The organism is Paenibacillus sp. FSL W7-1088, from assembly GCF_037969855.1.
Classification (GTDB): Bacteria; Bacillota; Bacilli; order Paenibacillales; family Paenibacillaceae; genus Paenibacillus.
Map to the genome: position 1 here is coordinate 4,569,278 of NZ_CP150216.1, position 13,779 is coordinate 4,583,056.

17 protein-coding genes are annotated in these 13,779 nt (G+C 44.8%); 5 read left to right on the top strand and 12 right to left on the bottom strand.

Annotation, left to right across the window (positions count from 1 at the left end):
• Window positions 1-329: 329 nt before the first annotated feature.
• The gene (locus MKY42_RS20520) at window positions 330-1,280 is read left to right on the top strand and encodes a serine hydrolase (RefSeq protein ID WP_339844281.1); all 951 of its coding nucleotides are present in this window, start codon (window positions 330-332) and stop codon (window positions 1,278-1,280) included.
• 119 nt (window positions 1,281-1,399) lie between these two features.
• Here MKY42_RS20520 and MKY42_RS20525 read toward each other — a convergent pair whose 3' ends face one another.
• Complete coding sequence (locus MKY42_RS20525) at window positions 1,400-2,128, bottom strand: DUF1361 domain-containing protein (RefSeq protein WP_090900305.1); 729 nt, start codon at window positions 2,126-2,128, stop codon at window positions 1,400-1,402.
• 34 nt (window positions 2,129-2,162) lie between these two features.
• A complete protein-coding gene (locus MKY42_RS20530; protein WP_090900308.1) occupies window positions 2,163-2,696 on the bottom strand; it encodes a hypothetical protein in 534 nt (177 codons plus the stop codon).
• 131 nt (window positions 2,697-2,827) lie between these two features.
• Here MKY42_RS20530 and MKY42_RS20535 point away from each other — a divergent pair, with 131 nt between their 5' ends.
• The gene (locus MKY42_RS20535; RefSeq protein WP_256222219.1) at window positions 2,828-3,472 is read left to right on the top strand and encodes a spore coat protein; all 645 of its coding nucleotides are present in this window, start codon (window positions 2,828-2,830) and stop codon (window positions 3,470-3,472) included.
• A 213-nt stretch (window positions 3,473-3,685) separates the two neighbouring features.
• Window positions 3,686-4,642 carry a hypothetical protein gene (locus MKY42_RS20540; RefSeq protein WP_090900311.1) on the top strand — a complete coding sequence of 319 codons (957 nt, stop codon included), beginning with the start codon at window positions 3,686-3,688 and terminating at the stop codon, window positions 4,640-4,642.
• Between the two features lie 86 nt (window positions 4,643-4,728).
• Here MKY42_RS20540 and MKY42_RS20545 read toward each other — a convergent pair whose 3' ends face one another.
• A complete protein-coding gene (locus MKY42_RS20545; protein ID WP_090900314.1) occupies window positions 4,729-5,655 on the bottom strand; it encodes a sigma-70 family RNA polymerase sigma factor in 927 nt (308 codons plus the stop codon).
• Window positions 5,656-5,691: 36 nt separating this feature from the next.
• Window positions 5,692-6,138, bottom strand: a complete 447-nt coding sequence (locus MKY42_RS20550; RefSeq protein ID WP_090900316.1) for a carboxymuconolactone decarboxylase family protein — start codon at window positions 6,136-6,138, stop codon at window positions 5,692-5,694.
• Between the two features lie 359 nt (window positions 6,139-6,497).
• On the opposite strand from MKY42_RS20550, the gene MKY42_RS20555 reads away from it, so the two are divergent.
• Window positions 6,498-7,544, top strand: coding sequence for an aromatic ring-hydroxylating dioxygenase subunit alpha (locus MKY42_RS20555; protein WP_090900319.1), 1,047 nt, complete (start codon window positions 6,498-6,500; stop codon window positions 7,542-7,544).
• Between the two features lie 144 nt (window positions 7,545-7,688).
• On the opposite strand, the gene MKY42_RS20560 is transcribed toward MKY42_RS20555, so the two are convergent.
• The 3 genes from MKY42_RS20560 to MKY42_RS20570 form a co-directional block, all read right to left on the bottom strand.
• Entirely contained in the window at window positions 7,689-8,393 is a 705-nt protein-coding gene (locus tag MKY42_RS20560) for a cupin domain-containing protein (RefSeq protein WP_090900322.1), read from the bottom strand.
• Between the two features lie 204 nt (window positions 8,394-8,597).
• Window positions 8,598-8,762: a hypothetical protein gene (locus tag MKY42_RS20565; protein ID WP_339844288.1), complete on the bottom strand. Its 165-nt coding sequence runs from the start codon at window positions 8,760-8,762 to the stop codon at window positions 8,598-8,600.
• Complete coding sequence (locus MKY42_RS20570) at window positions 8,746-9,180, bottom strand: hypothetical protein (RefSeq protein WP_090900324.1); 435 nt, start codon at window positions 9,178-9,180, stop codon at window positions 8,746-8,748. Before MKY42_RS20570 ends, MKY42_RS20565 begins: the two co-directional genes overlap by 17 nt.
• A gap of 105 nt (window positions 9,181-9,285) precedes the next feature.
• On the opposite strand from MKY42_RS20570, the gene MKY42_RS20575 reads away from it, so the two are divergent.
• On the top strand, window positions 9,286-9,582 hold the full coding sequence (locus tag MKY42_RS20575; protein WP_090900327.1) for a hypothetical protein: 297 nt from the start codon (window positions 9,286-9,288) through the stop codon (window positions 9,580-9,582).
• A 105-nt stretch (window positions 9,583-9,687) separates the two neighbouring features.
• Here MKY42_RS20575 and MKY42_RS20580 read toward each other — a convergent pair whose 3' ends face one another.
• The 5 genes from MKY42_RS20580 to MKY42_RS20600 all read right to left on the bottom strand — a co-directional run bounded on the left by MKY42_RS20580 (window position 9,688) and on the right by MKY42_RS20600 (window position 13,764).
• Complete coding sequence (locus MKY42_RS20580; RefSeq protein ID WP_339844291.1) at window positions 9,688-10,299, bottom strand: SMI1/KNR4 family protein; 612 nt, start codon at window positions 10,297-10,299, stop codon at window positions 9,688-9,690.
• A gap of 122 nt (window positions 10,300-10,421) precedes the next feature.
• Window positions 10,422-11,723 (bottom strand): hypothetical protein, encoded by a 1,302-nt coding sequence (locus MKY42_RS20585; RefSeq protein WP_339844294.1) that lies wholly within the window; start codon window positions 11,721-11,723, stop codon window positions 10,422-10,424.
• Window positions 11,724-11,726: 3 nt separating this feature from the next.
• Window positions 11,727-12,479 (bottom strand): SMI1/KNR4 family protein, encoded by a 753-nt coding sequence (locus MKY42_RS20590; protein WP_179264120.1) that lies wholly within the window; start codon window positions 12,477-12,479, stop codon window positions 11,727-11,729.
• A gap of 77 nt (window positions 12,480-12,556) precedes the next feature.
• Entirely contained in the window at window positions 12,557-13,117 is a 561-nt protein-coding gene (locus MKY42_RS20595) for a hypothetical protein (RefSeq protein ID WP_257031357.1), read from the bottom strand.
• Window positions 13,114-13,764 (bottom strand): hypothetical protein, encoded by a 651-nt coding sequence (locus MKY42_RS20600; RefSeq protein ID WP_179264118.1) that lies wholly within the window; start codon window positions 13,762-13,764, stop codon window positions 13,114-13,116. The genes MKY42_RS20595 and MKY42_RS20600 overlap by 4 nt, the downstream gene beginning before the upstream one ends.
• Between the last annotated feature and the right edge of the window lie 15 nt (window positions 13,765-13,779).

Consider the following 13,779-nt stretch of genomic DNA (forward strand, 5'->3'; position numbering starts at 1 on the left):
TTTGCATGGAACACTACTTTGGAATAATCAGGTACACTTTATGTAATTACTTTTACCGATATGTCAAACCCTACGGACCAAAGCTCATGTTCCTTTTTTTCTGTAAAATAACCCCATTTATTATGTGCCCCGATTGTACCAATAAATATGAACATCTGAATCAGTCTGCGGTCCAGTTCTTACTACTCCCAGAGCCTGAGGTCGATGAATTGAGAACTTATTTATTCATATGCTAAGATAATGATTCAAACCTTTTCTAATGAACACTCAATTTATGGGACAAGTCCCCGATAAGAAAGGACACTATGAATCCTTCATCCATACCATCCATGTTGCATCCAATGATCCCGCCGCTGGATCTGCGCAGTTGTTTAGTCAGCGTACGTGGTGAGATCATATACGAGCACTACCGCAATCAAGAAGCAGCAACCCATATTGCCAAAGTCAATTCCTGTACCAAAAGTGTGCTGTCCGCGCTCATCTGTATTGCTATGGATCAAGGGGTGCTGCCTGAGGCTGACACGCCGATCTCCACCTTCTTCCCACAGCTGATATCAGACCCTGACCCCCGCAAACCGGAAATAACGTTGGAGCAGTTATTAACCATGACGGCTGGCTTCAACTGGGATGAATTCGGAGGACAGAATTCATTTCCGCGTATGACGCGTACAGATCACTGGGTGAATTTTGCGCTGGAGCAACGCTTAAGTCATGTGCCAGGTACATATATGGAATACAATTCAGGGGTATCACAGATATTGTCTGCCATCCTCATGCATAGTACAGGTATGTCCGTAGCTGAGTTTGCGGAACGTTATCTATTTTGCCCACTGGGAATTCAACAGTATGAATGGGAAAGCGACCCACAGGGGGTACATACCGGGGGGTTCGGCTTAAAGATGTTGCCGAAGGATTTACTGAAATTCGGACAACTGTTTTTGCAACAAGGCATGTGGGACGGGCAGTCGCTGATTTCGAGTGATCTTGTTAGCCGCTCTACAAAACCTGCCATTCCAGTTACCCCACCCAATCATGGCAGTTACGCTTGGCATTGGTGGGTGGATGCCTACACCAACGAAACTTCCGAAGCTCAGGTTGCGGAACAGCCCGCTCCCATACTTCACTATTACTACGCCCGTGGATTTGGCGGTCAATTTGTATATATCGTCCCGGCTCTGGAACTCGTTGCCGTGCTCACCAATGACAAACGAAAGAAGGAAAAACCTCCGCTGGATGTATTCCCCAAACGGATTGCACCTGAACTGTTAAAATGCCTATAACATTCTTACGTTTCGTTTAATGGATAATAAATAACCCCCAACCATTTGGGCGTGTTCCCGAATAGTTGAGGGTTATTTGTTTAGCTTTATTAGAACTAGACATGCCATACTCTTGTATATCACAAGCTTTGCAGATCAGCCTCCGAACTTCCGACCTCCGTCTTCCTATCACGGAAAGTTCTTGTATTAATTAGATAGTATAACGTTGCGTAAATCGTAAGAATAAACGTACCAAAGAACATACAGAAAGCCAGCGATGGACGACTTACACTCTCATGCATAAGTTCAACCAGCGTCTCTCGATTGGTTAACGCATCCCAGCTGTTCAGGCGATAAACACGTCCCAGCAGGACACCGTAACTTCCCAGAGCACAACCTCCAAGCACAAAGATCCATGAAACCCATCGCCCCATTTTGTGATGAATCACTTCCTGAAGCTGATACATCGACAGAAATCCGAGCAATAAACCTGTCCAAACGAACATCAAGACCACAATTAAATCATACCAGTACTTGTAGTCCAATCCATTGCCTCCGTCATAATAGCGGGAACTGCGTGCCGTCAGGTGAACAAGATCCGTTACAATGTAAGACGAGTTCGGAAAGAACAATAGCCAGAGCAGTCCGCTTGCAACGGCAAACCCTGCTGCCCCTTTCCATTTAGCATGGCTAAAGCCATAGGCCACATAGGAGAATACAAACGGAATCCAGCCCAAAAACAGATTCCAGATAAGGAAGCGAAAATAGCGCTGCTCCAGCCAATCCGCTGCCGCGTAATACAAACCTATAGTCACCACTGTGACCACACTAAGGAAAATAAATATTTTGATATAGTTCAGTTTTCTCAATGATATTTACCTCGCTTGATTCAATGAAATACATTCAGTTCCGAAAATATCGGATGATCTCTTCCTTGTTCTTTTCCACACGCAGATTCAGTCCACGTTTATCCTTTAACCCATATTGCTGTAGTTCATGTCCCGGATCAAGCACCAACGGTTTCGTTACTACATCCTCCAACAAGTTCATTGTCAGTTGATAGGCTTCACGCAGCTTATGCACCGGAATAATCGATTCATATCGCTTAATCAACTCAATCACACGTTCCGCATACATCAGACGCACCATACTGTCCGCACTCGTCAGTTGTCTTGATGCGAATGCTGTGATTGCATTAATAATTAGCGGATTCGCATGATATCTGGCAATTGACGTAAGCTCATCAATCGCGTCCCAGTTCATTATAGATAATTCAGAGGTTAACTGAACTATTCTTTCATCCATCCATGTCTGCTCCAGCTCCTGCGGCACATCCCATTGCTTATACTCTGTATAAACTCCACCACGATGCATCTGAACAGCGCTCCCATAATGTTTAACGAATAACGCTTTGGGAACACTCCAATCAGTTTCCATCCAACCACCACCATACCTGTCTCTATTTTCGCTTAAAACCAACACACATTACATAATTTTACTGTTGAAGACCATACTAAGATCATACCATTTCCCAAAGGAGAATCAAATTCACAATGAATCCAAATTCAATGCAGCCTCCAAACCGAATACAACCTGCAACTAATGCAAATCCAGGCTTCACACCTCAGATGAACCATGGCGGACATGAAATGTTCGATATGCATGAAATTCTGTCAGGAGCCATCAACGTGTTGGATCAATACATGATCTTCAGGACGTTTGTACAAGACAACGAACTGTTGGGTATCCTTGATCGTCAATACAACTTCATGTTGTCCCAATACAATCTGACTGCGGAATGTTTCTCAACCGGACACAAACCGCAGCAAGAGACTGCAACCTACATGATTCCAAACATCGTACCACCTGTATATGGCCTTAAGCCGTCCGCTCCAAAAAAGCCAAACCAATCCCTTTCGGATGTGAAAGATGCAGGCATCAGTGGTCATATGCTGGGATTAATTAAGTCTCACGCCTCCCTGCTGGCCATGTCTGCTCCTGAAATTACGAATGGAGCCGTGCGCCGAGTCATCGCTTCGCAGGTTCAACAGTTTATCGAGATGGCCTACGAAATTTTCATGTATCAAAATCAACACGCTTATTATCAAGTGCCTCAGCTAAATGCAAATGATACCACGCAGATGCTTCAGGCATACGTTCCAGCAAACGGCACACCTCAGATGCCAATCAACAATAAACCACCTCTCCATTAATTTAAAATAAGCTTGATCAACAAAGAACAGTATCTTCAACCCACTCAAGGTTGAAAGATGCTGTTCTTTGTTGTTTCCAGAATCATCCGGTGTTGTTACTACCTTGGGTAACACATTTTATTTTTAAGGAATTCTACCTTGATTCAATTACCAGAAACTGGTTTAATCAGAATGTGGTCACACTACTCATTATGTAACATGGGAGGTTTTTGAATGCGATTGAATCCATCGATTAAACTTGGTTTTCTAGCCATCACATTAAGCTTTACAGCCATCTGTGCAACTCTGACAACATCTCAAACTACATTGGCTGCACCTGACGCAGCTTCCAAAACGGTATATCAACAATTTCAAATATTTTCAAAAAATGCAGTGAAATCCACACCCAGCCTGGATCAGGCACGTAAATATCTATTGAATCATATCGATGAAGTCGGCCCTTGGCAGGCTACCTTGATGACCCTTCAACTGGAGAATTTGCAAAAGATCAGACTGGCTGACTTGGATCAAAAAATGTATACGGAACTGTTTCAAAGTGTTCTCTATGAAGCCCATTCCAGCATAGGTTATGAACAAAAGCTTACATATAGCAGTCTGCTCAAAGTGATTAAAGATCCGACGGTTCGCAAGCTCTTGCAGGAAGCTTCCGATCTGAGATTCAAACTGGAAACCAGTGAAGGTCTATACTATCCCATCATCAATTATGAGATGTACAAAAAGTTTCAGCCCTACGTGAAACCTGACATTTTTGCTTACATTGATATTATGGCTGCGGAATCCAACCAGCCCACAACTTCCGATGCGGCCTTTATCATAACCTGGGATGAACTCATCCGGCGTACTCTAGAGAAGGAGGCTTTCCTGAACAACTTCCCAAGCTCTAATCGTACGTCAGCAGTTAAGAATTCGCTGTATGTTGATTACCTGTTTTATGGAAGTGATAACTCTCCCGCCTATGACTGGTACACGGAAGAAGAAATTCGTACTATCGATCCAGAAGTGAAAAAAGCATACGAGAAGGCTGTGGCAAATAGGGAGCCTAACACGAAGAGTGTACTTCTGGATACAGTGGATAAGATTTTGCATCTTCTCGATAAGAGTAACGACGAACTTACCCCAGAAATCAAAGAAATCACTGACCATGTTGAAAGCCTGTTTGCCAATGATTAATAAATAAAAAAGAAGCGGCACTCCTCTTTACAGGATGTGCCGCTTTAGCATACCTTGAGCCCTTCTTATTCCATTCCAGAAAAGTATTATCTCGATACCGATGTAAGTTTGTCTGGATTCACAACAAGATAGAATCCCTTTATTCGCTCTCCAAGAGAGTCCAGTTCCAAACACAGCACTTCGGACAACTGTCCGTTTTCCAGTAACGCAAGGTGTTGCTCTCCGTTGATAAATGTGGGCACCCACTCTCGTTCTCGCAATCGGGTAAGCACCCGGCGAGAGGTCAACAAGGCAAGTACGCCCTTACGAACTCTCATCGTTCTCATAACCGTATGCACACGTCCACCGCCATCTGCCGTAAATACGGGTTGTTCCGCAAGAAGCTCGAGCATCTCGGAGACATCATAGTTTAGAAAAGCGGTTGTAAAACGAGCCAGCAATTGCTCTTTTGCAGCATAATTCGCAGAACTCTGTTCGATCGGCAAAGGTCTGTCGGGAAGCTTACGTCTCGCCCGGCTAAAGATCTGACGGCAGTTGCTTTCTGATTTGCCCAGCCACTCCGCTATTTCCGTATATTCATACTGGAATGCCTCACGAAGCACAAAAACGGCTCGCTCCATCGGGGAAAGCTGTTCCAGCATAACCAGATAAGCGTAGGAAATCATCTCCTTCTGCTGCACAGTTTCTTCCGGGATGTTACCCATTTCACTGTCACTCATTGGCTCGGGAAGCCATTCTCCAACATAGCTTTCCCTTTGATTACGGGCAGAATTTAATAGGTTCAGACTTCGGTTTACGATTAGTTTAGCAATATAGGACTTGGCATTACGGATATCATCAAGAGACTTGCTCTGAAGTTCCGTAAAACAATCCTGCACCATATCTTCAGCCTCCACAACACTGCCAAGCATACGATAAGCAATGGAAAAGGCGTAGGCTTTGTAACGAATATACAATTCACCAACTTCCAGAGAAGACACTTCTGGCTCATTGGTGAAGGAATTGAATTGCATGAGATGGCCTCCTCTGGCAGATGGTCGAAAGTTTACTTATTCAAAGCAGCCAGGGTACATCCCTGTTGTAATGGCAATCCGGTTCCAGCTATTAATGGTATTAATCGCCATGATCAGATCCACCAGTTCGGCCTCACTGAAATGCTCTCTAACTTTTTCATACAATTCAAGTGGTACGCCTTGCTCCGAAATAAGTGTTACCGCTTCAGCCAGCTCCAGCATAACACGTTCTTTTTCCGTAAACAAAGGCACCTCGCGCCACACACTCAGCAGCAAAATGTGATCGGCATAATCTCCAAGCTTCAACAGATCTTTGGCATGCATATCGAGACAGAACGCACAGCCATTGATTTGCGAGACACGGATTTTCAGCAGCTCATATAATGGCTTGTCTTTAAACTGACCCGAAATGTGCTGCTCCAATGCCATCATTGCTTTGAAAGCACCCGGGTTAGCCCTTCTATAATTCACTCTTAAACTCATTGCATTCGCCTCCGTATTTTGGTCTACAACCTGAAGACAAATCAAGGCTCACATCTGTGACACTTTTCTATAAAAAATTTCTTCAGCATATTTTGGGCACAGAATTTAACTCGGCAAAGTTAAGATGAGTAACCTGAATGGACCTTGCTAGGTATGAATATAGTTCACGTAATGCGTTATGTATAAACAAGATTTTTCCGTATTTATGTTAGCTGTTTGATGTTTTGTTTGTGATTTTGAACAAATAATCAGGATACATATTGATACACGAAACAAAAGAGTAGTAACATACAGCTACAAAGTAAACTTTCCTGACATAAAAAATGAACGTTTCATTATCCTAGCAAGGAGTGACTTCCATGATAACTTCCAATTCCAATTCTCCACTTACATCCGAACTGCCTCGCGGCTGCACGTTCTCCCCTGAAGACTGGCATGTACTATCTCAATATTGGTATCCAGTTGCCCAGGCAAGCGAAGTGACAGATAAACCACTTGCCGCTCAATTGCTTGATGTCCGCTTGGTCCTGTATCGCAGCAATGACAAGGTTGTCGTTGCCAAGGATCTTTGTTTTCACCGTGGTGCTCCGCTCAGTAAAGGTTGGGTAGAAAATGGGGAAATTGTCTGCCCATATCATGGTTTCCGTTACAACTGTGAGGGTAAATGTACCGCCGTACCTGCGCATCCGAGCTCCAAAATCTCTCCCAAACTGAAACTTATCGTATATCCTGCGGTCGAACGTTATGGCTTGATCTGGACTTCACTCGCAGATACTGACGAGCAGATTCCTGCATTCCCGGGATGGGATGATCCGGATTATATCAACATCCTGCCCCCGAACTTTGATATCGCAGGTTCTGCCGGACGTCAAATGGAAGGATTTCTGGATGTATCCCATTTTGCCTACGTGCATACCGAGACGTTCGGGGACCGGAACAACACGGAAGTGCCCCAATACAAAGTAAAACGCGAAGGCAATGAACTGCTTGCCGAATACTGGAGTTCTGTCAGCAACTATGGCAAAGGGCAGGACAACGTGGCACCCGAGGGTTTTCAGTGGCTGCGTGAATTCCGCGTATTTCCACCATTCGCCGCATCACTTACCGTTCACTTCCCGGAGAACGACAAGCTGAACATTCTCAACTGTGCCTCTCCCATCTCCGCACGTTTTACGCGATTGTTCTGTCCGATTACCCGTAACTTTGACAAGGATGCTCCAATTGAAGATACAATCAAGTTTAATTTGCAAGTATTTGAGGAAGATCGAGAAATGGTGGAATCCCAAAAGCCAGAGGATTTACCACTGGATCTGCATGCTGAAGCGCATATTCCCGCAGACCGTACCTCGATCGCTTATCGTCAGTTATTGACGGAGCTTGGATTGGGAAGAAACTATACATCATAAATGGAAAACAACTATGGAAAACAAATGGACAAAAAAAGAAGCGTTCCTCCGAACTCGGACGCTTCTTTTTTTGTATAATTTCTATACTTTCACTCGTGACAATGTACTGGGATGAACCCCACTTAAACGCCTTATATCAGTCACTTACCCTTGATTATCCGTGCTCATAGGAGGTTCGGTATAATACGGACAACCGGGTTCGTGGATAATACGGGGATCAACCCAGGTTCCCCAATATGGAAGTCGATTCACATAAGGCTGAACGTTGGGATGGCTATTCGAGTCAGGCATGTTTGTTGCCGGAGAAACTTGAGTTACACAGTCCACTGGCGGCCCAACAATTACCGTTTTTTGAATGGGAGCAAGTGTATCCTTTACCTTATTCTCATCCAAACAATACGTATGGGCCAGAATACTGGCAGGTGTCAGTCGTAAAATATCCGAACCAAATATAGCTTCAGGAACCGGCGCATCGAAGATAGCGAGCAGGTGGGTCTGATCTACCGTTGCAATTTCATAGTGCCACCAGCCTTGCGGAACATTCGCCACTTGACCCGGAGTAATCGTAAAGTTTAACAACTCATTGGTAAACGGATTGATGAGGGAAACGACGGCGGAACCACTGATGCAATACACCAGCTCGGTTGCATTCTGATGAATATGAGGTTCAACCACATTGCCTGTGCTAAGAAAAATATCCAGCAAGGATACGTTTCCCAATGTGTTTAATTGATGAATGGAGAGAAAGTTAATATAGTTATTTCCGTCTTTTTGAAAGAAAGGATTCTGGTTCACGTCAAATGTAAATTGGGTGGTTGGTAAGGTATAGTCCATATAGGAAGTTGCCAAAATAAAACGCCTGCCTTTCGCTCTCGGTTTAGGTGATAACCTATACGCCAGCTTATGCTCCGGGCTACTATGCGTGAGCCCATTTCTGAGGAAGATACATTTACAGAACAAACCAATCCTGACACAGGAAGCCTCGTCAGGATTGGTTTGTTGTTGTTATTCATCATCTTTTCTCGCCAAAATCTCTTCCGAACTGACGCCTACTCATGTACAGGACAAGTCCACATGCTGCAACCAAGTCATCCGCGACACAAATTCAGGGGTCTCTTTAATTAAGCTGTTCGTCACACCCAGATAATGCAGATTCTCCAGCTTCTCCAGCTCAGGAGGAAGCTCGTTTATGCCAGAATAACTAATGTTTAAACTCACTAGCTTCTTCTTGTGTAATCCCCATTCCATATATGTTCTCATGAGCAACACTAAAGAAAAAACCTCTCCCATCCTCTTTCAAAAAACAAAGATCATCCGGCAGTGATGGGTACAACCAGTCATGAAAACGATTTGCTTCTTCCTTAAGGATCTGCCCTGATTTCGGTTTACAGCGATATATGTAATAGATCCCCTCTAAATACATGGCTCCACTTTGCATCATCATTTCTTCCATCGTACAGCTTTCAATAAGGTAAGGCTTCAGTCTCTGCAATACTCTTGAAACCCCTGGTATTTCGTCGTCATCGTAACTTCCTCTGTCCACCAGCAAAAAACGATCTGTTTTCTCAATCAACTCGTCAATTAAATGTTCATAGGCAGCGCCTCTTGGATCAGTATGAAACGATACAGCAACCACATCATATCCCCTTCACCCATACCACGTTCTATTAAGCCCTCTGTGTCACTCCATCGCATCGCAGCATAGGCTAATATCATCAATCAAACACTGGAGGCATGCAACATGGCATACGGACCTGGTTCAGTTCCTATCCCGCCAACTGCGGGTTATCCTTACCCTTATTATCCACCGCCGCCCTATCCCTACCCTTATCCATATCCATATCCATATCCATATCCCTATCCACCCATCGTACCGTTTCCACTGCCCTTTCCCATCGGACATATCGGAGGCCCAGGATGGCATGGCGGTTACCACGGTGGTCCACACGGTCCATTCCCTGGAGGCGGCTATCCCGGCGGACCACATGGCGGAGGACCCGGTGGACCTGGCGGAGGTTTCCACGGCCATCGTTTCTAAGAGTAGAATAGCCATGCAGGAGCTGCTACGGGCAGCTCCTGTCCTTGTTCAATTTTCTTTTAAAACATCCAATGATGCCCTTTCGTTGAACGGCTTTCTGCCTGTTCAATACTCAATCTCATCCATGATCTTCAGATTACGATTGGACATCTCCAGCAAGTCTGTAAACGTCTCAGACACATAATAAACAAAGTCCGGATCATGCACATACATAATCACTTGCCCGTAGGTTCCTCTCTCTGTCGGATCAAAATCTAGCATCAAATACAGGGAGCCTCCCGCCATCGTTGCAAAAGGAATCCACGCTTTATGGAATAAGTAAGGCTTAATCTCCGGATCAAGTTTGCTAATCTCTTCTGCAGAATAGTACTCGTCCAACTTCTCATCTACTTCACAGAAGTATTGTTTGGTTTCCCGAATTTCCTTCAACGACATCAGATAAAACGGGTTACATTCCTCTGCCTCCGCATCACCCGGATACAAGATATGAAATGCATAACCACTGCCATCCTTACGCTTATAGAAGGCACGAAAATCCTCCGGCAGCCGGACGGCATACTCCGTTTCAAATGCGGTTAGACTTTGCTCAGGAGCACCCTCCCGATGCTGGTATTCGTCGTATAACTGCCGAATTTCTTCATCTTGGATTTTTTCGTTCAGGAGCTCATTCAGTGTATCAAACAAATCATTCCATCTTGCATTAGCCTCAGGTGTCATACACACCCCTCCCTTTTCAACTCTTTTCTACCCGTTCCCTAACATATTCCTGATATCCCCAGAATGCCTCTTCTTCCCCTCCGCCTTGATATCATCCAATCTTGATCTTCAATCATTGGTGTTCACCAACGTAAAGGTTCTTCTCCACGCCATAACACGTAGCGCTCAATTTCACGGAGGGTGCTTGTGCCTATGCCATACTCATCCATCTGATCCGAGTGCAGATCAAGAATATGCAGCATGCCTCCGAACGTACCGACAGCAAGTTTGGACTGGTCAGGAGAGCTTGCCAAGGAATAGATGGTGCTGCCTACAAAATGTCTCCACACTTCCTGCCCGTCACCATTCACACAGTATAAATATCCATATGCGTCACCAAGCACCATGCCTGCATCCAATTCCACTGCAGCGTATACACGGGCGTTCTCATCCATTACAGGCCAATCTTCTTTATTTTCATTACCATCGATCGTTTCCAGCTGAACTTGTATTGTAGCACCGTTATAAAAGTGACAGGCATTAAACCATACCTCTGAGCTGTCAGCAGTGAATACCGCATAATGAGGATAGCTGGATTCAGGATAAAGGGAATACGTCTTATTTTGTTTGCGATCCAGTACCATATGGTTACTGACCTGGCTGCCGTAGGCAATCCAGCGACCGTCCCGTGAGACTGCTGCATGACCCATATCAATCTGCGTATCTTCCAACTCATATTCTTCGATCTCTGCCGGATCCGGGTGAAGCAGGGATACCTGATCTTGGTCTACCATGTAGATTCCATAATTGGAGAAGATAAGAACGGATTTCCCATCATTAAAAGGAATAAGTCCTTCAAGTGTGCGTTCCGGATGCTCGCAGTCAGCAAGGGATTCGATGCGCGGCAGAGCCTTCTGAATACTGGATTGGATATCTTCCCAGCGATAAACCGCAAGCTCTTGTCCTTCCAGATGGCGATCTGGTTGTCTGATGATGTGAATACCGTCCGATCCGGCCAGCGCATAGTCTTCACCATTTGGCGAACAGCCTGCGAAGGTATACTGAGAGAAAGGCAGCCATCCATCTTGATCAGCCGTATATACACAGCCATTCTCCGTGAAGGTGCCGGTTGTGAAGACCATTGTTCCCGCATCCAGGTAACCAACCACCCGTACCGCCTGCATGGCAGATTGAAAATGTTCGTTCATTGGCCAGGTTGCAGCAGGCAGTTCAAGTCGAAGCCGTTCCACATCCCCTTGAAGATTGGCTTGCTTCACCATATTCCACACTTCAGTACTGATCGAGGTTCTTCCATCCGCCTCCAGCTCCGATTCATCTACTTGCTCTCCTGCCATGCCTCTGCGTACAAATGCATTGACATCTTTTGCGTATCTTTTGCCTTCATTACGCCATGTTTCTGCAATATTTTCTTTCAACCAACGCAAATGTTATTCCTCCACTCCGCCTCTATTGATGACTGTACAATGATGTGCCAGCAAAAATTGATCCAGATCGTGATCCCTCGCACCTTCCGTCCCGTGCATCTCTTCATAGAAAAGCGCAATTTCCCTGCCGTTCGCATAATTAAAACGTACATATCCACCCATGGAGACCATAAAAAGTTTACATGTGTACTCATTTTCCATCACTGCATCCCATTTGAATCTGCTTTTACACAAATCGGCCAGTTCTTTCATGGAGCCTCCACGTTCAACGTTAACCAAGTGGTAGAACGTATGGTTTCGCAGCTCGTTCCACGGTTCAAAATACGCCGGGGTCAGCGGTTTATCCTGATGGTAATATCCGCAATAGATCCGGTCCAGTGTCTCTCCAAAGTCAGCTTCTGAGCACGTCCACAGGATAATATGCTCATCATGACGCGGGAACCATAACAATCCCTTCACCTCTGGATGAATCGCCAGGAAATCACCATCCACCGAACTGCCGATACTGATGCACTCCTGAAGCTGATTCTGAGTAACCGGTGTGTCGTCCGTGTGCATCCAAAAATCATATTCAGCAAAAGGTTTCAGTACCTCCTGATCCGGCCGCTGCACATTCATCCAGCCCGTATACGTGCCTTCCCCGTATTGTTCCAGCCATTGGCGATATGACGCAGGTAACGAGATGGAATACTGTTCTTCAAAATGATCCAGTTCCTTAGCCGGTACGGGCTTCAACGCACGAGTTACTATATACATTCACGACATCTCCCTACGATCGTTTCGTTCAATCAAGACAGTTCATTCAATCGATTAGCAATTCAGCCAGGTTAAGGCTAGGCCAATTCTTCCTGCACAATTTCGGTTAGTACACCCTTGCGGTTTACAATGCTAATGGCAAATGCATCATATCCGTCACGTTTCACCTGCTCAAAATCCTTGCGCTCTCCCGTAACTAATTCGTAGGTTCCGTCTTCATCCACATCTTCCCCGAACTCATCATCCCACGGTACGTTGTAAAAGGCAGATAGCTGTACTTCAAATATGTCTTCCCCTTCGACGTCCAGATAGGGACGTAGCGGCCTGTTATTCAGGTCTTCCTCTGGATATGTCTCACACAGCATGGCATCATAACCGTGTTTGGCTGAATCGATGAGTAAGTAACGTTCCCCTGTTAAGGTATGCTCTGCATATACAATGAGTGGTGTCGAATCATGCCAGGTTATCAGATCATCATCGGTTAAGTCACCATAATAAAAAATATGGAACTTGTCATGTCCATCGCTCGTTTGCAATTTGCCTTTCCATTCGACTTCATGAGTCTGAACATCCGAAATCTCCCGAACCAAACCTTCCAAATAGGTAGGTCCTTTATGTACACCAAATAAATTCATCATCTCGCCTCCGCTTTATTCATTCGAATGGTTACAACTTTATGTTCTTCATCCACATCCAGCTTCACATCGATGCCTAACTTATCACGGAACAAAGCCGTAACGTTGATATAAGGATCACGAGCAGCTTCGCTGCCTCCATTGCTAGAACGACTCATCCCCTGATGAATAATGGATTGGACCAGCTTTCCATCCCCTTTTCCAGTATTTTGATAAGTATAAATCACCTCTTTGTCCTTATTATAAAAATTCAACGCCGTTGTAAAATCGTTGGCATTGGTATATTGCTTTTCGGATTTTACATATTCATTTTCTGTGGAGTGATAGCTCACTTTACCCGCCAGATAGGGATTCTCTTCACTCGGTTTAACATCAAACTCCTGATACGCGATGTGAAAAAGATATTGAATATGATTCATATCTACACGGTAATACAACTGCCTGTTGTCTTCCTCCTTATCCATGGCCGCAAAACTGTTGATGAGCGGCCAGGCTTCATAGGATTTGCCATTCACGTCGACAGCCAGAGCATAATCAGAGAGTACCTTCTCTTTTTGAAACACACCATACGTCTGTAAAATGAAATAAGTTGGAATGAGTAATATGCCTATGATCACTGCAAATATCGTAATCTTTAAACGGAATTTCATGTTTGTCCTCCTTAA

Coding starts and splice junctions, on each gene's coding strand:
- MKY42_RS20520 (WP_339844281.1), top strand. CDS start 330: ATGTTGCATCCAATGATCCCGCCGCTGGATCTGCGCAGTTGTTTAGTC.
- MKY42_RS20530 (WP_090900308.1), bottom strand. CDS start 2,696: ATGGAAACTGATTGGAGTGTTCCCAAAGCGTTATTCGTTAAACATTAT.
- MKY42_RS20535 (WP_256222219.1), top strand. CDS start 2,828: ATGCAGCCTCCAAACCGAATACAACCTGCAACTAATGCAAATCCAGGC.
- MKY42_RS20540 (WP_090900311.1), top strand. CDS start 3,686: ATGCGATTGAATCCATCGATTAAACTTGGTTTTCTAGCCATCACATTA.
- MKY42_RS20545 (WP_090900314.1), bottom strand. CDS start 5,655: ATGCAATTCAATTCCTTCACCAATGAGCCAGAAGTGTCTTCTCTGGAA.
- MKY42_RS20550 (WP_090900316.1), bottom strand. CDS start 6,138: ATGAGTTTAAGAGTGAATTATAGAAGGGCTAACCCGGGTGCTTTCAAA.
- MKY42_RS20555 (WP_090900319.1), top strand. CDS start 6,498: ATGATAACTTCCAATTCCAATTCTCCACTTACATCCGAACTGCCTCGC.
- MKY42_RS20575 (WP_090900327.1), top strand. CDS start 9,286: ATGGCATACGGACCTGGTTCAGTTCCTATCCCGCCAACTGCGGGTTAT.
- MKY42_RS20580 (WP_339844291.1), bottom strand. CDS start 10,299: ATGACACCTGAGGCTAATGCAAGATGGAATGATTTGTTTGATACACTG.
- MKY42_RS20590 (WP_179264120.1), bottom strand. CDS start 12,479: ATGTATATAGTAACTCGTGCGTTGAAGCCCGTACCGGCTAAGGAACTG.
- MKY42_RS20595 (WP_257031357.1), bottom strand. CDS start 13,117: ATGATGAATTTATTTGGTGTACATAAAGGACCTACCTATTTGGAAGGT.
- MKY42_RS20600 (WP_179264118.1), bottom strand. CDS start 13,764: ATGAAATTCCGTTTAAAGATTACGATATTTGCAGTGATCATAGGCATA.